The sequence below is a fragment of the Geitlerinema sp. PCC 7407 genome (assembly GCF_000317045.1).
In the GTDB taxonomy this organism is placed as follows: Bacteria; Cyanobacteriota; Cyanobacteriia; order PCC-7407; family PCC-7407; genus PCC-7407.
This window is the reverse complement of sequence record NC_019703.1, coordinates 257,501-275,601: the sequence shown is the minus strand read 5'-3', so window position 1 is coordinate 275,601 and position 18,101 is coordinate 257,501. Positions and strand designations below refer to the sequence as shown.

Annotated in this window: 16 protein-coding genes and 2 rRNA genes; 11 read left to right on the top strand and 7 right to left on the bottom strand. The window is 56.7% G+C overall.

The genetic code is table 11. From position 1 onward, the window contains the following. Window positions 1–66: 66 nt before the first annotated feature. Window positions 67–471: a photosystem II protein Psb27 gene (psb27, locus tag GEI7407_RS01260; RefSeq protein ID WP_015170312.1), complete on the top strand. Its 405-nt coding sequence runs from the start codon at window positions 67–69 to the stop codon at window positions 469–471. Between the two features lie 152 nt (window positions 472–623). Here the strand turns inward: psb27 and GEI7407_RS01255 are convergent, their stop codons facing one another. Beyond that, a complete protein-coding gene (locus GEI7407_RS01255; protein WP_015170311.1) occupies window positions 624–1,667 on the bottom strand; it encodes an adenosine deaminase in 1,044 nt (347 codons plus the stop codon). Between the two features lie 395 nt (window positions 1,668–2,062). On the opposite strand from GEI7407_RS01255, the gene GEI7407_RS01250 reads away from it, so the two are divergent. The 5 genes from GEI7407_RS01250 to GEI7407_RS01230 all read left to right on the top strand — a co-directional run bounded on the left by GEI7407_RS01250 (window position 2,063) and on the right by GEI7407_RS01230 (window position 7,140). Next, the gene (locus tag GEI7407_RS01250; RefSeq protein WP_015170310.1) at window positions 2,063–3,397 is read left to right on the top strand and encodes an adenylosuccinate synthase; all 1,335 of its coding nucleotides are present in this window, start codon (window positions 2,063–2,065) and stop codon (window positions 3,395–3,397) included. A 148-nt stretch (window positions 3,398–3,545) separates the two neighbouring features. After that, window positions 3,546–4,205: a 50S ribosomal protein L25/general stress protein Ctc gene (locus GEI7407_RS01245; RefSeq protein ID WP_015170309.1), complete on the top strand. Its 660-nt coding sequence runs from the start codon at window positions 3,546–3,548 to the stop codon at window positions 4,203–4,205. A gap of 185 nt (window positions 4,206–4,390) precedes the next feature. After that, window positions 4,391–5,935, top strand: a complete 1,545-nt coding sequence (locus GEI7407_RS01240) for an AAA family ATPase (protein ID WP_015170308.1) — start codon at window positions 4,391–4,393, stop codon at window positions 5,933–5,935. A gap of 59 nt (window positions 5,936–5,994) precedes the next feature. Beyond that, window positions 5,995–6,315: a hypothetical protein gene (locus GEI7407_RS01235; protein WP_015170307.1), complete on the top strand. Its 321-nt coding sequence runs from the start codon at window positions 5,995–5,997 to the stop codon at window positions 6,313–6,315. Window positions 6,316–6,351: 36 nt separating this feature from the next. Next, a complete protein-coding gene (locus GEI7407_RS01230; protein ID WP_015170306.1) occupies window positions 6,352–7,140 on the top strand; it encodes a YdcF family protein in 789 nt (262 codons plus the stop codon). Here the strand turns inward: GEI7407_RS01230 and GEI7407_RS01225 are convergent. Continuing rightward, window positions 7,112–8,200, bottom strand: coding sequence for a CHAD domain-containing protein (locus tag GEI7407_RS01225; protein ID WP_015170305.1), 1,089 nt, complete (start codon window positions 8,198–8,200; stop codon window positions 7,112–7,114). The two genes, GEI7407_RS01230 and GEI7407_RS01225, sit on opposite strands and share 29 nt — an antisense overlap. A gap of 366 nt (window positions 8,201–8,566) precedes the next feature. Here GEI7407_RS01225 and GEI7407_RS01220 point away from each other — a divergent pair, with 366 nt between their 5' ends. Continuing rightward, entirely contained in the window at window positions 8,567–8,797 is a 231-nt protein-coding gene (locus tag GEI7407_RS01220; RefSeq protein ID WP_015170304.1) for a hypothetical protein, read from the top strand. A 16-nt stretch (window positions 8,798–8,813) separates the two neighbouring features. Here GEI7407_RS01220 and GEI7407_RS01215 read toward each other — a convergent pair whose 3' ends face one another. Together GEI7407_RS01215 and GEI7407_RS01205 are read right to left on the bottom strand one after the other, a co-directional pair. Beyond that, entirely contained in the window at window positions 8,814–9,035 is a 222-nt protein-coding gene (locus GEI7407_RS01215; RefSeq protein WP_015170303.1) for a ferredoxin-thioredoxin reductase variable chain, read from the bottom strand. Between the two features lie 338 nt (window positions 9,036–9,373). Further along, entirely contained in the window at window positions 9,374–11,362 is a 1,989-nt protein-coding gene (locus tag GEI7407_RS01205) for a PP2C family serine/threonine-protein phosphatase (protein WP_015170302.1), read from the bottom strand. A 231-nt stretch (window positions 11,363–11,593) separates the two neighbouring features. Here GEI7407_RS01205 and GEI7407_RS01200 point away from each other — a divergent pair, with 231 nt between their 5' ends. Continuing rightward, window positions 11,594–12,031: an NfeD family protein gene (locus GEI7407_RS01200; protein WP_015170301.1), complete on the top strand. Its 438-nt coding sequence runs from the start codon at window positions 11,594–11,596 to the stop codon at window positions 12,029–12,031. Between the two features lie 42 nt (window positions 12,032–12,073). Continuing rightward, window positions 12,074–13,075 carry an SPFH domain-containing protein gene (locus GEI7407_RS01195; protein WP_015170300.1) on the top strand — a complete coding sequence of 334 codons (1,002 nt, stop codon included), beginning with the start codon at window positions 12,074–12,076 and terminating at the stop codon, window positions 13,073–13,075. On the opposite strand, the gene GEI7407_RS01190 is transcribed toward GEI7407_RS01195, so the two are convergent. Next, window positions 13,064–13,468 (bottom strand): Fur family transcriptional regulator, encoded by a 405-nt coding sequence (locus GEI7407_RS01190; protein WP_015170299.1) that lies wholly within the window; start codon window positions 13,466–13,468, stop codon window positions 13,064–13,066. The two genes, GEI7407_RS01195 and GEI7407_RS01190, sit on opposite strands and share 12 nt — an antisense overlap. Before the next feature lie 141 nt (window positions 13,469–13,609). Here GEI7407_RS01190 and purS point away from each other — a divergent pair, with 141 nt between their 5' ends. Further along, window positions 13,610–13,894, top strand: coding sequence for a phosphoribosylformylglycinamidine synthase subunit PurS (purS, locus tag GEI7407_RS19820; protein ID WP_015170298.1), 285 nt, complete (start codon window positions 13,610–13,612; stop codon window positions 13,892–13,894). Window positions 13,895–13,903: 9 nt separating this feature from the next. Next, window positions 13,904–14,602: a phosphoribosylformylglycinamidine synthase subunit PurQ gene (gene purQ / locus GEI7407_RS01180; protein ID WP_015170297.1), complete on the top strand. Its 699-nt coding sequence runs from the start codon at window positions 13,904–13,906 to the stop codon at window positions 14,600–14,602. A gap of 158 nt (window positions 14,603–14,760) precedes the next feature. Here the strand turns inward: purQ and rrf are convergent. Then, a 5S ribosomal RNA gene (gene rrf / locus GEI7407_RS01175) occupies window positions 14,761–14,877 on the bottom strand. Between the two features lie 95 nt (window positions 14,878–14,972). After that, window positions 14,973–17,857: ribosomal RNA gene (locus GEI7407_RS01170) — 23S ribosomal RNA — on the bottom strand. Between the last annotated feature and the right edge of the window lie 244 nt (window positions 17,858–18,101).

The window sequence follows — 18,101 nt, the reverse complement described above, 5'->3', positions numbered from 1 at the left end:
GCCCGTATTGCTGAATCACGGTAGGATAAAACTTATTTTGATTGCTGTAGTTCGCAAAATTCACCTATGAAGCGCTTTTTCTCTCATCTGCTCGCTTTGGCCCTGGTGGTTGTCATCGGACTCACAGGTTGCTCCGCAGCAGGCGGCGGTGCCAGCATCACCGGCAACTACCGGCAAGACTCCCTTGAGCTCATCAACAGTCTCCGAACCGCCATCACCTTGCCCGAAGATGCCCCCAACAAAGCAGAAGCCCAGGCAGATGCTCGTCAGCGCATCAACGAGTTTGTGTCCCGCTATCGTCGTGATACCAGCGTGACCACCCTCGGCTCCTTCACCACCATGCGGACCGCCCTCAACGGCTTGGCAGGGCACTACAGCTCCTATCCCAATCGTCCGATTCCCAAGAAGCTGATGGATCGCCTTGAGCAAGAGTTTGATCAAGTCGAGATGGCGCTGCGCCGAGAGGCATAGGTACAGCCAACCAGCGCTTCTTCTCTTGAAAGGTTCATCACCCTTGACCAAACATGGGTCAAGGGTGAGCGTTTGAGCTATTTTTCAGATAATAGAGACTTTTAAAGGCGACTCAGTGAGTCGCCTTTACTTTTGGTGTGGGGTGCGATCGCCTATCGGACCATCGGCGCCACCTCCACATCAGACGGTTGCAAAATCGCCGTCAGCATCGACGCCGGTGGCTGCCCGTGGGGCCACGCAAACGCATGCCGAAACGCCGATCGCTGGCACGCCTCCAGCTCCTCAAACCCCAAAATGTCCAGCGTCAGCAGCGTCTCGTATTCAAAGGGCAAGCGCACATTGTGCAGCCCAGCATTATCCGTGCAGATTGCAATATCGACCCCTGCCTCAAACGCCCGATCAAACACCACCTTGAGCTGACGCAGATCTTGCAGCGTTCCCGTCTTCAGGTAAGTCGTCGGGCACACCTCCAAGCACTGGCCCCGAGCCGCCACCTCCCGCAGCAGCTCTGGATACTTCAACGGGATCTGAATTCCGTGGCCGATGCGCTGCAAATAGGGCAGCAGATCCGGATAGCATCCCTCCGAGGTTTCGTACAGATGCCCCGTGGTCTTGAGTCCCAGCGATCGCGCGTAGGCATACAGCGACACAAACTCCTCTAGCCGCGCCCCGTAGTGCCCATCACCCCCCGCCAAATCCACCGCACAAACATAGTCCGGCATTTGCGCTGCCAGATCCACGATCGCCCGATTGACCTCATAGGGAAGCCGCGAATGCATACAGAGAATTTGGCTCGTCACAATTGGATAATCATGGCTTTGGCTCGCCTTCCCCACAATTTCAACAATCTCCGCCATCCCTGCAATCCGCTTACTTTGATCCCAGTGATCCGGTGTTCGTAGATAAGGGGTGTAGCGCAATTCCAAATAGGCCAAATTCTCAAAAATATAGGCCCCTCGAATTAATCGATAAATGAAATAAGGAAGCGTTTCAAAGGTCTGCACGCTTTCTACCAACGTGTGCAGCTCCAAATACTCATCCAGCGTATTTCGCGATCGCGTATAAAACTGCTCAAAGTCCGAATAATCGGCAAATCGCCGGGATAAATCAGGCGAGTGGCGCTCAAAGTATCGCCACAAAACTCTAGGGACAACCGAACCGCCCAAGTGGCGGTGTAGTTCAGCGTGTAAAGACACAGAACCCCCTAATAGTGAGGAAACGACGATAAAATGCCAAACTGAGCCAAATTTGCGCGGCTTTGGACTTCTAGCGAGTCACCGCACTTTCCACTTTCCCTAACAGCAAGCTCTCTTTGACTCACCCCTAGCCCTCTCTTCTGGCGCAGAATTTGTCCCTATTTAGGAACGTCTATTTTTTGGCTGAGCTGGTGAAATCTTCGCGACGCAAACTCTCATCAAAAACGAGAAGATTTGCTTTATATAACTATAAGTAATTTCTCAAAAAACGTCCGGTCCCCTGTCAGGACAAGGCTTCGACCATCGAACGAATCTTCTCTCAGAAGACATTGACACAGATTGCATGACCTGTGGATAATTAGGGTTTGTGTGAACTTTAGCGCGGTCAAAAAGCCTTGGCTAACGTAGTTGTAATCGGTGCCCAATGGGGCGACGAAGGAAAAGGAAAGATCACCGATCTCCTGAGCAAGTCTGCTGACGTCGTCGTTCGCTACCAAGGAGGAGTGAACGCAGGCCATACGGTTGTTGTAAAGGATCAGACCTTCAAACTTCACCTGATTCCTTCCGGCATCCTTTATCCGGATACCGATTGCATTATCGGGTCGGGCACTGTCATTGACCCCAAAGTTCTCATCGAAGAACTCGATCAGCTCGAAGCGTTGGGTGTTTCGACAGCCAATCTGCTCATTTCTCAGACAGCCCACGTGACGATGCCCTACCATCGCCTGATCGATCAGGCGGCAGAGGAGCGTCGCGGCACTCACAAGATCGGAACCACAGGCCGAGGCATCGGCCCGACCTACGCGGACAAGTCCGAGCGCACCGGCATCCGGGTGCTGGACTTGATGAACTCCGAGGTCATGAAGGAAAAAATTCGCTGGAGCGTCAACTACAAAAACGTTCTCCTTGAGAAGTTTTATGGCCTCCAGCCCCTCGACCCAGAAGCGGTCATCGAGGAATATCTCGGCTACGCAGAGCGGCTCCGTCCCCACACGGTCGACAGCTCACTGAAAATCTACGATGCCGTGCAGCGCCGCCGAAACATCTTGTTTGAGGGCGCCCAGGGAACCCTGCTGGACCTCGATCACGGCACCTATCCCTATGTAACCTCCTCAAACCCGGTGGCTGGGGGAGCCTGCGTCGGGGCCGGGGTTGGTCCGACCATGATCGACCGCGTGATCGGCGTGGCCAAGGCCTACACGACGCGGGTGGGAGAAGGGCCTTTCCCGACAGAAATTCATGACGAGATGGGCCAGCTCCTGTGCGCTCGCGGTGCAGAATTTGGCACCACCACCGGGCGTCAGCGCCGCTGCGGCTGGTTCGACGCAGTGATCGGCCGCTATGCCGTGCGGATCAACGGCCTCGACTGCCTGGCCATCACCAAGCTCGACGTCCTCGACGAGATGGACGAGATCAAGGTCTGCGTGGCCTATGAAGTCAACGGCCAGCGCTGCGAGCACTTCCCCAACAGCGCTGAGCTGTTTGCCCAGTGCACGCCGGTCTACGAAACCATGCCTGGCTGGAAGCAGTCCACGGCAGATTGCCGCAGCCTGGAGGACTTGCCGGCGGAGGCGCTGTCCTACCTCAAGTTCTTGGCAGAGCTGATGGAGGTTCCCATTGCGATCGTGTCCTTGGGCGCGAGCCGCGATCAGACCATCATCGTCGAAGACCCCATTCACGGTCCGAAGCGGGCGCTTTTGTACGCCAACGGTACGCCCGCTGGCGTATAGCTTAAGGCCGATTGAACCACTGACTGCGCAACTGAAGAATCTCTCTGGGGGAGGCCGACGGCCTCCCCCTTTGACTGTTAATCTCCGTTTATAGCTAATCGAAGTTTTCATAACTTGCAGTTAGCAAAGAATCAGAGGTTATTAACATATGCAACTGACAGTTGAGTGCAAACAGCGTCCTTCTCACAGCAAGCCCAATGCTTTGCGTCGTGAGGGCCTGATTCCGGCGGCTCTCTATGGCCACAAAGGAGCAGGATCAGAGGCACTGGTGCTCAATGCCAATGCTGCCCAACTGCTGCTCAAAAACGCCACGATCAACAACACGCTGGTGCAGGTCAAGCTGCCTGACACTGCTTGGCAGGGACAGGCGCTGGTACGTGAAGTTCAGGCCAATCCTGTGAGCGGCGTGCTGTATCACATCAGCTTTTTCTCGGTGGCGAATCAAGACTCTCTGGAGGTGACGGTCCCGCTGAACTTCACGGGGGAGGCGGTTGGCGTCAGCGAGGAGCGAGGCTCGCTGGACACGGTGCTCACGGAGCTGGCGGTGCAGTGTGCCCCCGATGATATTCCCGACAGTATCGAGATCAATGTGTCCCATCTGAAGGTGGGAGATGTCCTGAGCGTGCAGGAACTGGTGGTGCCGTCAGGGGTGACGGTGCTGGGTGAGCCAGAGCGCACGATCGCGACGGTGCTGCCGCCTCGGGTCAGCGCGGTGGAGACAGACACCGACGAAGAGACAAATCCTGACGTGGAAGCCGTCATGGCGGCCTACGGCGGATCCGCTGATGAAGCCGAGTCGCCTAACTAGAGAGGCGATCGCCCCTTGACAGCAACTCCCTGCGATCGCGGGCGCTTCTCATCCCCCTTCCGAACTTGGAAGGGGGATGCTGCTATTTCGGTTGCCGAGAGGTGCTTTGCCGGCTGGCCTTGCGCTGCGAAGCGTGGTCTAATCGGTAGAGTTTGTCTTGCCTGGAGTAGGGCCCACCGTTTGCCATGACCGAAGCGACTCTTCCGCCCCTGATTCAGCAAATGCTGCAGCCGACGTTTTACCCCCACCCGGTGGTAGAGCCGATTCAGCTGATTCAAACCCACGTCTCCTATGTTCTGCTGACAGGAGAATATGTTTATAAGCTGAAAAAGTCGGTGAACTTTGGCTTTTTGGACTACTCCACGCTGGAGCGGCGGAAGCATTTCTGCGAAGCAGAGCTGACGATGAACGACCGGGGCGCGCCGGGGCTGTATCTGGAGGTTTTGCCGATTTATCAAGCGGGCGAAACCTTTGGCCTGAGCGGTGATGGCGAACCGGTGGAGTACACGCTGAAAATGCGGCAGTTTCCCCAGGCAAACCTGTTTACGGATTTGTATGAGCGTGGCGAGCTGACGGTGGAGCGGGTCGAGGAACTGGCCCGAGTGGTGGCGGAGTTTCACCTGACGGCGGCCACCAGCGACTATGTGCGGGCCTTTGGGGAAGTGGCGCGGATCCGAGAGGCTTTTGACGAAAACTACGAGCAAACTCGGGGCTACATTGGCGGGCCGCAAACCCAAGCCCAGTTTGATGAAACCCAAGCCTACACGGACCGGTTCTTTGCCACCCAGGAGGCGCTGTTTGCTCAGCGGCGATCGCGCGACTGGATTCGCGAGTGTCACGGCGACTTGCACCTGCGCAACATTTGCCTGTGGAATGGCAAGGTGATGCTGTTTGACTGCATCGAGTTTAATGAGCCATTCCGGTTTGTCGATGTGATGTTTGACATCGGCTATATCGTGATGGACTTTGAGGCTCGGCAGCGGCCCGATCTTTGCTATGCGTTTTTGAATGCCTACCTGGAGCGGACGGGGGACTGGGAAGGGCTGCTGGTGCTGCCCATTTATGTCAATCGACAGTCCTACGTGCGGGCAAAGGTGACGTCGTTCTTGCTGGGTGACCCGGCGATCGCCCCTGAGGAAAAGCAAAAAGCAGAGGCGATCGCGGCGCAGTACTACCGCCTGGCGTGGCAGTATACCCAGCCTCGCCAAGGCCGCCTCATTCTGATGTCTGGCCTCTCGGGCGCGGGCAAGAGCACCGTTGCCAAGAGCCTGGCGGGCAAGCTGGGGGCCGTTCACCTGCGATCGGACGCTGTGCGCAAGCACCTGGCAGGGGTCCCGCTCTACGAGCGGGGCGGCCCAGAGCTCTACACCGCTGAAATGACGCAAAAAACCTACGATCGGCTGCTGGAGCTGGGCCTCCAGCTGGCCGAGAGCGGCTATGCGGTGATTTTGGATGCCAAGTACGATCGGCAGGCCCTGCGCAAAGGGGCGATCGCCCAGGCAGAGGCGCGGCAAATCCCGCTGCAAATCCTGCACTGCACCGCCCCCGAGTCGGTTCTGCGCGATCGCCTCGATCAGCGCACGGGCGACATCGCCGATGCCACCGCCGACCTGATCAGCGCCCAAGCCGCCGCTGCGGAGGCCTTTGGCGAAGACGAGTTGGCCTATGTCACCCCCTTGGACACGACCCAAACGGGCGAGGCAGAATGGGAGAGCGCTCTTCTCTCCTGAATCAGGCGCAGGCCTGAAAAAGGCGAAGAGTCCTGGAGAAATCCATCGCAGGAGCCTAGATGGCGAAAAACTCGGAGGATTCGAGGGGGTTAGCGGCAGGATTGCGGGCCTGGCTGTTTTTCTTGCTGGGCTTCACGATTCTGCGCTGGCCGATTCCGCTGAGTATTCTGCTAGGCGCGATTGGGGGACTGGCCTGGGGCAGCCTGGTCCACTGGTGGCACATCGAAACCATCCCAGAAGTCATGACCAAGGCTGAGGTCGAGCAGGAACGCCTAGAGAAGCGGCGCACCCAGCGACGACTGCAAAAGCGCCAGCCCGCCCAGCGCCGTGCCCGTCTGCGGCTTTCCCAAATGTTTCAGCGGGGCTCCGAGGAAAGCTAGCCCTGACGGGCCACGGTCTACCGCGACGATTGCACCATGTTTTTGTACCTCTCCAAACTGTTACCGCTGCTGTTTTATCCCCTGGGCCTGACCTGCGTGCTGCTGGTGGTGGCTCTGGTGACGCTGACAAAGTGGCCTCGGGTGGCGACGGGCGCGATCGCCACGGCCCTAGTGGTGCTGCTGGTAGCCAGCAATGGCTGGGTCTCGACCGCCCTTGTGCGGTCCCTCGAATGGCGATCGCGCCCAGAGAGCCTGCCCCAGGCCGATGCCATCGTGGTTTTGGGCGGCAGCACCCGGCCGCTGATGCCGCCTCGGGCCTCGGTGGAGGTCAGCGAAGCCGGCGATCGCGTCCTGTACGGCGCTCAGCTCTACCGCGAAGGCAAAGCGCCGCGCCTGATTCTGAGCGGAGGGCGCATCGACTGGCTCGGCGGCGGTCCTCCCGAGTCCGCCGACATGGCTGCCATGGTCCAGACCATGGGCGTCCCAGAATCAGCCATTCTCGAAGATCCAGACTCCTACAACACCTACCAGAACGCGATCAACGTCTTGCAGCTCATGCGGGCCAACAACATCCAGAAAATCCTGCTCGTCACCTCCGCAATGCACATGCCGCGATCGCTGCGCATCTTCCAGAAACTCGGCGTTGACGCCGCTCCAGCGCCCACCGACTTTCTGGTCACCCAGCAGGAACTGGAGGAGTACACCGGCAGCCTCCAGGCGATTTTGCTGAACCTCACCCCCGATAGCGAGAGGCTGCTCCAAACCACCCGCGCCCTCAAGGAGTACATCGGACTGGTTATTTATCGTCTGCGGGGCTGGCTTTGAGGGCGGCCAGGGAAAGGGGCTGCAAGCCATTTTCGCGATCGCGCTGCTGATCGCCATTTTGCGGTGTAGCTTCCTGCTCCTTCAAAGTCAGTCCCCGAGGCCGCAAAATCGTCTCTCGCAGCTGATACTGCACCTCCACATCCAAAAATCGCTCGAGGAGCGGCAGCCACGCCTGCCACAGGCGCACCTGCTCTGCCTGAAATTCCTCAGCCAGGCTCGGCAGGGCTTTCGGCCAAGACTTGCCCAGGGTCTCGCTGAGCAGAGCTTGCAGCACCGCCCCATCCTGAAGGTGGCCTAAGGCGTCCTGGGCGTGCTTGAAGTCTCGAATCTGCGCCTCGTAGGACGCACCATAAAAGTCCGTGAAAAACTCGGTTTGGTAGCGGACCCGCTTGATTTGCTTGCGCAGATCGTGGACTACTTCGCCTTGGTCCCCGAGCACCTGGTGAATGGTGTCAGCGTCCATCGCCATATCCACCTCGGGCACGCCGTGATTCAGGCGGGCTCCCACCAGCCAGCCCGGATGCAAAAACAGGTGGCTCACCAGTGGCAGCAAAACATCGGGCACCATTCGCACTGCCGCGACAGGCGCGATCGCCCCAAACTGAGGTTCCTTCAGCCACGCATGGTAGCTACTGAGAAACTTTTGGTAGAGCTCGCTCTCGAAGAGCTGCTCCATCTGTGCGAAATCTTGGCGTCGCCGCTTCTTTAGGGCTCGAGTCACCTTGTGTAGCTGCTTCTGCTCCGCTTTGGGCAGCTGGGGCCGATAGGTCTGCTCCAGCATGGCCAGCAGCACATCCAAGTCGCGCACCGCACCCAGAATCCGCGCAATCTTGCCGATCTTCTGCTGGCTAGCCGCCTTGGGCAAAACCACCACTGGCTCAAAGACCCTCAGGGCCGTCCGCAGGCGCCGCATGCCCACCCGCATCTGGTGCAGGGGCTCCGAGTCTTGGTCAGAGAGCACCTCAGCCTCATATTTGATGACTTTATTGAAGTGCTTGCGAATCGCTTGGTGAGCGCACTCTCCCAGGGTTAGGGTCGTCAAGGGCGAAGGAGTTGCCATAGCAGATTCCTCACGGAGGGTCTCCATTGGCAGGATCGCCTGCCAATGGAGGTGAGCGTAGGAAGCGATCGCCCGCTGCCAGGACACGATAAGCCAGCCCCTCTTCCCAAACCTGAGACGTCTTTGGGGTGCCTTTCGCGGCACGCGGGGGCGATCGCCTTTGATACTCTCATTGTCGCAGGTCTCACCTGGGGCTCTCAGATGTCTTCAGAAAGATTTTGGGGGCTGACTGGGCGTATTTTCAGCCCTTTTCGCCCTAGGAGATTCGCAGAAACGCTGATACGGGCGATCGCAGTCTAGGCCGCTGGCGCTATGCCCATCTCAGGCATAGACCGCTAGGATAGGACAGAGTTACCGGGATGCAGAATGATGATTCCCCATGAGCGCTTCCAGAACTTTCCTGACCACGGCGGCGAAGCGTTTTCCGTGACCCAGACGACGCTGGAGTTTTATCAGGAAGTGCAGTATCGGGAGGCCCATGGGCGATATTGCAGCTGGTATGCGGCGATCGCCCACGCCCACCAGCAGGAGCTGATTAAAATGCGAGGTGAACCCAATCTCTTGGGGTGGTTCACCCAGCGGCGATCGCCTCGATAGAGCATCTTGGCCGCAGCTACACTAGCTCCAGTTCTCCATCCCGCAGGTGGGCCCGAAACTTTTTGCTGAACTGAATTTGGAAAGGCAGGTTAGCGCTGATGGCCGTTCCTTTCCACTCGTGCAGCACCCCCACGATTTCGCCTTCCTGGCCCTGAATATCAAAGGGCTCATTCCGGTGCTCGGGATGATGATAGACAATGACCGATTCTTTCACGCGGACGCGATCGCCAACTTTCATAGTTTCGATGAGTACTCTCTCTTGAGTGAAGTTCGAAGCTTGGTTGCATTCACGGGCACGAGCAACGCCGCGCTAGCATCCCCCATCAATCTGACGTCGCAGCCGACCGCTGAAGGATCGAGGATCAACGCTACCGCACCATCGATTTGCTCATTTGTCCAAGCAGTTTCCCTATCTTCACACAAGTCCACCCACCGTCGCTTAGCTTTTTCGACCGGAATCTCCACCCTCGATCCTGCCCAGTTCGTCGGGAACAGGCAGGCGAGCGATCCAGGTAGACCCAAGGCTTTTTGCCTCAGGCGGACGTTTTTGAAAGGCGATCGCCCACTTCAGTTTTTTTAGGGCGCTGGAGGTAGGGTGTCGTCCGCCGGCGACGGAGGCAGCAGCCGATCGAGCGGCCTCGGCAAGTTGGGCCGCAGCTGCTCAAACTGAGTGGGCGCAAACTGCCACATTGCCACTAAGCCAGCGCCCCCGCCCAACACCAGCAGCAGCAAGCCAACCATCACCATCACCAAGCCGCGAGGCCGCGATCGCGGCTTTCGCACCGCAGTCACCGGCTCTTCTAGCGGAATCTCTTCAACCACCTCCGACTCCCCGTACAGCAAAGCCCGAGACGCTTCTGACCAGTCCGTTCGGCTTTGGCCGCGAGCCTCGCTCACGCCTAGGGCTTGGGGATCAAAGAGGATAGGCCGCACAGGAGACACCAAGCAGCGCATCATCACCACAGAGGTGTTGTCGTAGCCATTTTCTTGGTTGGCGATCGCAATCAAGTGCTCCACCGCATCTTGCAAAGTTTGCTTGCGCTGCAAAACCGGCTCCGCGTAGGCCTGCCACGACTTCTCGACCCAGCCGTTGTCGCTCAGGCCGTCCGAGCACAGCAGCACAATACCATCCTCTTCCAAAATAAATCGCTGGACCGTTGGCCTCAGCAGATCTGCATCTCGCGTTCCCAAGGCTTGGGTCAGCGCCCCAGCATCTGGCCGCTGCAGCGCCTCGCGATAGAGGCCGCGCTCCATCCGCACCTCTCGAGTGGCGACATCATCATCCACCGTCAAGCACTGACACCGCGTCGGCGTAATCCAGTAAGCGCGGCTGTCTCCCACGTGGGCCACATACAGCTCATGAGTGGTGGTTTCGCTGTCGGTTTGGCCGAGGGTCTGGGGCAAGTGCAGCGCCATCACCAGCGTCGTGCCCATTCGCCGCCGCGCCTCGCGCCCCTGGCCGTCGTTTTGGGCGGCAATTAGGTTGTTGGCCACGCGAATGCTGGCCGAAAGCTGTTCTGCAATCAAGTCCGGCGTCGCCAGTTCTGGCTGCTCGGCCACCTCCGTCAGCAGAGCCTGAACCTGGAGCCGCAGCGATCGCACGGCCAGCTGGCTCGCCACCTCGCCCCCCTCATGTCCGCCGATCCCGTCACACACGATCGCCAGGTGGGGCACCAGCGGATCAATCACCGTCGCGGTCAGATCCGCCGCCACCGGGTAGCAGCTATCTTCGTTGTGATCGTGCTGAGGCCCCGTATCGGTCGCGCCGAAAACATCTAGCTTGAGCGGGAAGCGAGCTGCCTGGGTCACCAGCAGCCGGTTGAGCTGAAGGGCGATCGCCTCATACTGGGCTCCGGGCTGCTGTAGCTGCTGACAGAGCTCTTGCAGCGGCTTCTGGATACCGCTGTCCGCCGTCTCCGACCAGTTGGCCCAGCAGTACCCCAAATCCTGAAGCGAAGGGCGCAGCTGCTCCACCTCAGGGGCGATCGCGTCAAAGTACAGCTCCCGTAGCCGCACCCGCCATCCCTCCACCCGCAAATTTTCCGGCGACAGCAAGCTCAGCGTCGCCTGATGCTTTTCCAGCAGCGGCCAAAGCTGCAAAATCTGCCAGAGCCAGTAGAGCTGTCGCACCGACGACGCCTCCGCCCACTGATCTACCAGACTCGCCGCTAGCTGCCCCTGATCATCAATGGGCACATTCTCTAGCAGCAGCACCAGCGGAGAATCGGGGCGCGTCGGCTCCAGGGGGCAAAAGCCGTAGGCCTCCGGCACATGCAGTCGCTGAGGATACAGCGCCAGGTACGGCAGCACCTGATCGGGAAACACCTCCGGCACCAGCGGCAGCTCCCCCGGCCGCAAATCCAGCCAGATCTGAGGAGCCACCACGTAGTAGCGATCGCCCACCGCCTGCCCCGGCGGCATTGCCAGCGCTGCCTCCCCCACGGCCCACACATAGCGATAAACCAGCGGCGTCTGACACACTTCACACACCGACAGCCCCAAGGGATTCGCCGGGCGATCGCAATTTGGGTTAGTACACAAAATTGACGGAGGAGAAGTACTCATGGACGCAAAAGCAGCGGCTTCAAAAGCTTAAAGGATACGTTAATTCCGGCACAGAGGCTCGCTTGGACAGCTTAGACTGGACGTGCAATGGTCTGCGTACTTTCGGGATTCACGCGATCGCGCTCCCGCCACCACCTCTCCCAGAGCCACAGGTTGGGATCAATATATCAGCGATCGAAACCCCCGCCACACCTCAAAGCTTGAGCGATCGCAGACTCAAAGGAGTCCCCCATGCCCGCCAACCCGACCCTACTGTGGCTCCTAGCCGGCATTGTCCTCTGCCTGATGGAGCTGTTTCTCCCGACAGCTTTTGTTGAATTCATGATGGGCATCGCGGCCCTCATCGTCGCTCTGCTCTCCCTTTTCATTCCCCAGCTTGGCCTTCAAATCTTGCTGTGGATGATTTTGTCCACTGGACTGGTCCTGCTAGCGCGACGATTTCTGCGGCCCAAGCACGCGATCGCCCGTGAAATTGAAGACTCCCACGAGGCCCGCGTTCTAATTGCCATTCCAGCAGGCGAAACAGGTCGCGTTCTGTATGAAGGTAACTCTTGGCAAGCCCGTTGCGAAGACGAGCACCTGCCCCTAGGAGCCAACCAGCGCGTTTACGTCGTCCGGCGAGAAGGAAACACGCTGATCGTCGTTCCCGAAACGCTGCTGCGCTCCTAGCCCCCACTCACTTTTTAAAATCACATTTTGAGGGAATGTTCTATGGGACAGCTATTTTTGTTAGTCATGCTCGCCCTCGGTGGATCCGCGATCGCCGGCTCCGTCAAAATCATTAACCAAGGCAACGAAGCCCTCGTTGAAACCATTGGTCGCTACAACGGCCGCAAGCTCAAACCCGGTCTCAACTTCGTCACGCCCTTTCTCGATCGCGTCGTTTACAAAGAAACCATTCGCGAAAAAGTTCTCGACATCCCGCCCCAGCAGTGCATCACCCGCGACAACGTCTCCATCAGCGTTGATGCCGTCGTTTACTGGCGCATCCTCGACATGGCCAAAGCCTACTACAAAGTCGAGAACCTCAGAACCGCCATGGTCAACATGGTTCTCACCCAAATCCGGGCCGAAATGGGCAAGATGGAGCTCGACGAAACCTTCACCGCCCGCTCCGAAATCAACGAAGTCTTGCTCCGAGAGCTAGACATCGCAACTGACCCCTGGGGCGTCAAAGTCACCCGGGTTGAGTTGCGCGACATCGTTCCCTCCAAAGCCGTTCAGGACTCCATGGAGCTCCAGATGGCCGCCGAGCGCCGGAAGCGAGCAGCCATTCTCACATCTGAAGGCGAGCGGGAAGCATCTGTCAACGCGGCTCGCGGCGCAGCAGAAGCCCAAGTCCTGGAAGCCGAAGCACGCCAAAAGTCCTCAATTCTAGCGGCCGAGGCCGAGCAAAAAGCCTTGGTCCTCAAAGCCCAGGCCGAACGCCAGGAGCGCGTCCTCAAAGCGCAGGGAACTGCTGAAGCCATTCAGATCATTGCTCGGACCATCAATGGAGATGCCGATGCCCAGAATGCTCTACAGTTTTTGCTCGCCCAAAACTATCTGGAAATGGGCATGCACATTGGCAGCAGCAACAGCAGCAAGGTGATGTTCATGGACCCCCGCAGCATTCCCGCCAGCATTGAGGGTATGCGCAGCATTATTAGTGATGCCAGTGACGCATCCCCGGCTGCTCCTCCGGCCAACCCCCTCAAAGATTTAGGCCTCTAGATGCTGTTCTTGAGTCACCTGGCAGCGATCGCACAAGCCGTAGAATTCGAGCGTGTGATAGTAAATCTTGAATTGGTAGCTCCGATGTAGCTGCTCTTCGAGGGCGTGAACTGGACATTCATCAATGGGAATAGAGTCCCCACACTGCAAGCAAGTGAGGTGATGCTTGTCCTGTTTCATGGAGCTGTAGAGTGACTCTCCAGTCGCCAAGGTGCGCACTTGTACTGCTCCCTCTAACTTCAGGGCATCTAGGGAGCGATAGACCGTTGCGAGTCCCATACTTTGATTTTGTTCGCGCAGCTTTATATAAATTTCTTGGGCTGAACACTCCTGCTCGAGGGATTTGAGGAGTTTGAGAATGCGGGACTGGCTACGAGTACGTTGGCCTTTCATAGGGTTTGAGATAAAGGCTTTTGCGAGGAAAGCAGCAGGAACAACGGGAGAGGCGATCGCTCGTCCAGCCTCCCTTTAGAATAGAAAGGTTATGGCACAAGCGATCGCAACCAAACCACCAACCATACCGGGAGCGCAACGGTGACTCAAACGTATCAGGCTCGAATCTATGTTACTCTTCGGCCTTCTGTCCTGGATCCTGCCGGCACAGCAGTACAGTCTGGCCTTAAACATCTAGGCTACGAAAATGTGAGCCAAGTTCGCATTGGCAAGTATATAGAACTAACTCTAGACGCTGAGAATGAGCAGTCTGCAAACGAACAACTCGATCGCATGTGCGATCAGATGTTAGCCAACCCTGTCATCGAAAATTATCGGTTTGAGCTAACACTCTCTACCAATCTTGAGACTGCTGCATCCCACTAGGACTTCTCTATGCAATTTGGAATTATTGTATTTCCAGGCTCTAATTGCGATCGCGATATGGCCACCGTTACTCGCGACATCCTCAATCAGCCAACTCGCATGATTTGGCACGAGGAAAGCGACTTATCTGATGTAGACGTCATCATCATTCCTGGTGGATTTAGCTACGGCGACTACCTTCGATGCGGGGCGATCGCTCGCTTCTCTCCCGCAATGCAAGTTACCATCGAACACGCACAGCAAGGCAAACCCGTCCTTGGAGTCTGCAACGGCTTTCAGGTGCTTACCGAAGCAGGACTACTACCCGGTGCACTGACCCGCAATCAAAATCTTCATTTCATTTGCGACCAAAGCATCCTTAGAGTCGAGCGAAACGATCTCTTTTGGACCCAAAAATATCAGCAGCATCAGACGATTACCCTTCCCATTGCCCATGGCGAAGGTCGCTACCAAGCAGACGCCAACACTCTTGCAAAGCTGGAGCAAAATAGACAGATTTTGCTTCGCTACTCATCCCCCTCAGGGGAAATCAATCAAGACAGTAACCCTAATGGCTCTCTCAACAACATCGCCGGGATAAGCAATGAGAGAGGGAACGTCGTTGGCATGATGCCCCATCCAGAACGAGCCGCCGATAGCCGCCTCGGCAACACGGACGGCCTCATGCTTTTCCAAGGCATCCTGGAACAGGCCCTGCTCGCCGCCTAGCCCCTGTTGACCGCTCTCACAACCCAGTCTCGCTGGGAGACCTCACTCACTCCTCCTCACAGTCTCCCAGACCTTCTCTACCTAAAAGCCATTATTGAAAAAAGGAAGAGGCCCTCCAAAGCACACTCGCTTCAGAAGGCCTCTTCCTCTTATTAATAAGCTGGCATCGAGCTATTTTTGCAGGAGGCTACCCTCCAACTATCTTCGCCGCTACAGCGTTTCACCTCTGAGTTCGGGATGGATCAGTGTGGTTCCACTGCGCTATAGACACCAGCAAACCCTTTGGGCTGCTCTCAACCCTCAAGACTGCATAGCAACTCGCTTCTTCAAGCTCTCTCAATCTGTGTAGCTAAACACATTCACCTACGTTGAGGTCAAGCCCTCGGTCTGTTAGTACGCCTCAGCTTCATACATTACTGCACTTCCACCTGACGCCTATTAACGCGTGTTCTTCGCGTGACCTTACCTGGTTGACCCAGTGAGAGCACTCATCTTGAGGTGGGCTTCCCACTTAGATGCTTTCAGCGGTTATCCGCTCCGCACTTGGCTACCCTGCGTTTACCGTTGGCACGATAACAGGTACACCAGCGGTGCGTTCTTCCCGGTCCTCTCGTACTAAGGAAGAATCCTCTCAATGCTCTTACGCCTGCACCGGATATGGACCGAACTGTCTCACGACGTTCTGAACCCAGCTCACGTACCGCTTTAATGGGCGAACAGCCCAACCCTTGGGACGTACTACCGCCCCAGGTTGCGATGAGCCGACATCGAGGTGCCAAACCTCCCCGTCGATGTGAACTCTTGGGGGAGATCAGCCTGTTATCCCTAGAGTAACTTTTATCCGTTGAGCGACGGCCCTTCCACTCAGCGCCGTCGGATCACTAAGGCCGTGTTTCCACCCTGCTCGAGTTGTAGCTCTCGCAGTCAAGCTCCCTTATGCCTTTACACTCTTCGGCTGATTTCCAACCAGCCTGAGGGAACCTTTGCGCGCCTCCGTTACCTTTTAGGAGGCGACCGCCCCAGTCAAACTGCCCACCTGATACTGTCCCTCGCCCGGATTACGGGTCAAAGTTAGAATTCTAGCTCTGCCAGAGTGGTATCTCACCGGCGGCTCCTCATTCCCCACAAGGAATGTCTCTAAGCCTCCCACCTATCCTGCGCAAGCAGAGCCCGAACCCAATACCAAGCTACAGTAAAGCTTCATAGGGTCTTTCTGTCCGGGTGCAGGTAGTCCGTATCTTCACAGACAATCCTATTTCGCCGAGCCTCTCTCCGAGACAGCTCCCAGATCGTTACGCCTTTCGTGCGGGTCGGAACTTACCCGACAAGGAATTTCGCTACCTTAGGACCGTTATAGTTACGGCCGCCGTTCACCGGGGCTTCAGTCGCTAGCTTCAGGATTGCTCCCTGACCAACTTCCTTAACCTTCCGGCACTGGGCAGGCGTCAGCCCCCATACATCGTCTTACGACTTAGCGGAGACCTGTGTTTTTGGTAAACAGTCGCCTGGGACTCTTCACTGCGACCACCTCTCGGTGGCACCCCTTCTCCCGAAGTTACGGGGCCATTTTGCCGAGTTCCTTAGAGAGAGTTATCTCGCGCCCCTTGGTATTCTCAACCTCCCTACCTGTGTCGGTTTCGGGTACAGGCACTAAATGCTTAACGTGTTTAGGGCTTTTCTTGGAAGCTTGACATCAACCACTTCGAGTCCGTAGACTCTCGTACTCACAACTCAGCTCAGAACGTTTTCGCCGCTCCTCATCGCCTCGTATGCTTGAACCGGTAACCATCATCCGGCTGGTTTAGCCTTCTCCGTCCCCCTTCACAAACATTTAGCGGTACGGGAATGTTGACCCGTTGTCCATCGACTACGCTTCTCAGCCTCGCCTTAGGTCCTGACTAACCCTCCGTGGACGAGCCTTCCGGAGGAACCCTTAGGGTTTCGGGGCATTGGATTCTCACCAATGTTTTCGCTACTCAAGCCGACATTCTCACTTCCGTTTCGTCCACACCTGCTCTCGCTGATGCTTCTAACTACTGCGGAACGCTCCCCTACCGATACATCGATAGATATATCCCACAGCTTCGGTATGCCGCTTAGTCCCGTTCATTTTCGGCGCAGGAGCGCTTGACCAGTGAGCTATTACGCACTCTTTTAAGGATGGCTGCTTCTAGGCAAACCTCCTGGTTGTCTATGCACTCCCACCTCCTTTACCACTTAGCGGCAATTTGGGGACCTTAGCTGGTGGTCTGGGCTGTTTCCCTCTTGACGATGGAGCTTATCCCCCACCGTCTGACTGGCTGAGTGTACACTGGGTATTCAGAGTTTGTCTCGATTTGGTACCGCTCTCGCAGCCCGCACCGAAACAGTGCTTTACCCCCCAGCTATAATCTCAACCGCTATGCCTCAACATATTTCGGGGAGAACCAGCTAGCTCCGGGTTCGATTGGCATTTCACCCCTAACCACACCTCATCCGCCAATTTTTCAACATTGGTCGGTTCGGACCTCCACTTGGTGTTACCCAAGCTTCATCCTGGACATGGTTAGATCACCCGGGTTCGGGTCTACAAACAGTGACTATCGCCCTATTCAGACTCGCTTTCGCTTTGGCTTCGGCATTCTCGCCTTAACCTGCCACTGCCTGTAAGTCGCCGGCTCATTCTTCAACAGGCACACGGTTAGCCGTTTAATCGGCCTCCCATTGCTTGTAAGCTGATGGTTTCATGTTCTATTTCACTCCCCTCCCGGGGTTCTTTTCACCTTTCCCTCGCGGTACTGGTTCACTATCGGTCACACAGGAGTATTTAGCCTTACGAGGTGGTCCTCGCTGATTCACCCGGAATTTCACGTGCTCCAGGCTACTCGGGATTCAGCTAGTATCCTTTGACTTTCGACTACAGGACTTTCACCTTCTCTGGTGCAGTATTCAGCTGCTTCGTCTAGCCTCTAGATTCCATGTCGCTGTCCCACAACCCCAAAATGCATGCACTTTGGTTTAGGCTCTTCCCGCTTCGCTCGCCGCTACTAGGGGAATCGATTTTTCTTTCTCTTCCTCCAGCTACTAAGATGTTTCAGTTCACTGGGTTAGCTCTTACCACCCTATGGATTCAGGTGGCAGTATATAGGGTTGCCCCATTCGGAAACCCACGGATCAATGCTTGCTTCCAGCTCCCCGTGGCATATCGCCGGTAACCGCGTCCTTCATCGCCTCTGTGTGCCTAGGTATCCACCATCAGCTCTTGGTAGCTTGACCACTTAACATTGGTGTCTGTGTTTCTTCGACTTCGCTTGACAGACTCTTGGCCTATCAAAGCTTCAGTCGCTTACTACCTGACTGATTCGTTGCTATGCAGTTTTCAAGGTTCTTGCTGAACTCAAGAGTTCAGCAGTCTAATTACTTCTCTCAAAAACTCTCATTTAGCACTGATGCTTGAGGGTTTTTAAGACTTAATTAGGTGCTGACCTTTGAGTCACTCGATCTAGACTACCATGCTCAT

Bases quoted from the DNA above. Each gene is read 5' to 3' on its own strand.
- psb27 (WP_015170312.1), top strand. From the start codon at position 67: ATGAAGCGCTTTTTCTCTCATCTGCTCGCTTTGGCCCTGGTGGTTGTC.
- GEI7407_RS01245 (WP_015170309.1), top strand. From the start codon at position 3,546: ATGCAACTGACAGTTGAGTGCAAACAGCGTCCTTCTCACAGCAAGCCC.
- GEI7407_RS01240 (WP_015170308.1), top strand. From the start codon at position 4,391: ATGACCGAAGCGACTCTTCCGCCCCTGATTCAGCAAATGCTGCAGCCG.
- GEI7407_RS01235 (WP_015170307.1), top strand. From the start codon at position 5,995: ATGGCGAAAAACTCGGAGGATTCGAGGGGGTTAGCGGCAGGATTGCGG.
- GEI7407_RS01230 (WP_015170306.1), top strand. From the start codon at position 6,352: ATGTTTTTGTACCTCTCCAAACTGTTACCGCTGCTGTTTTATCCCCTG.
- GEI7407_RS01225 (WP_015170305.1), bottom strand. From the start codon at position 8,200: ATGGCAACTCCTTCGCCCTTGACGACCCTAACCCTGGGAGAGTGCGCT.
- GEI7407_RS01220 (WP_015170304.1), top strand. From the start codon at position 8,567: ATGATGATTCCCCATGAGCGCTTCCAGAACTTTCCTGACCACGGCGGC.
- GEI7407_RS01215 (WP_015170303.1), bottom strand. From the start codon at position 9,035: ATGAAAGTTGGCGATCGCGTCCGCGTGAAAGAATCGGTCATTGTCTAT.
- GEI7407_RS01205 (WP_015170302.1), bottom strand. From the start codon at position 11,362: ATGAGTACTTCTCCTCCGTCAATTTTGTGTACTAACCCAAATTGCGAT.
- GEI7407_RS01200 (WP_015170301.1), top strand. From the start codon at position 11,594: ATGCCCGCCAACCCGACCCTACTGTGGCTCCTAGCCGGCATTGTCCTC.
- GEI7407_RS01195 (WP_015170300.1), top strand. From the start codon at position 12,074: ATGGGACAGCTATTTTTGTTAGTCATGCTCGCCCTCGGTGGATCCGCG.
- GEI7407_RS01190 (WP_015170299.1), bottom strand. From the start codon at position 13,468: ATGAAAGGCCAACGTACTCGTAGCCAGTCCCGCATTCTCAAACTCCTC.
- purQ (WP_015170297.1), top strand. From the start codon at position 13,904: ATGCAATTTGGAATTATTGTATTTCCAGGCTCTAATTGCGATCGCGAT.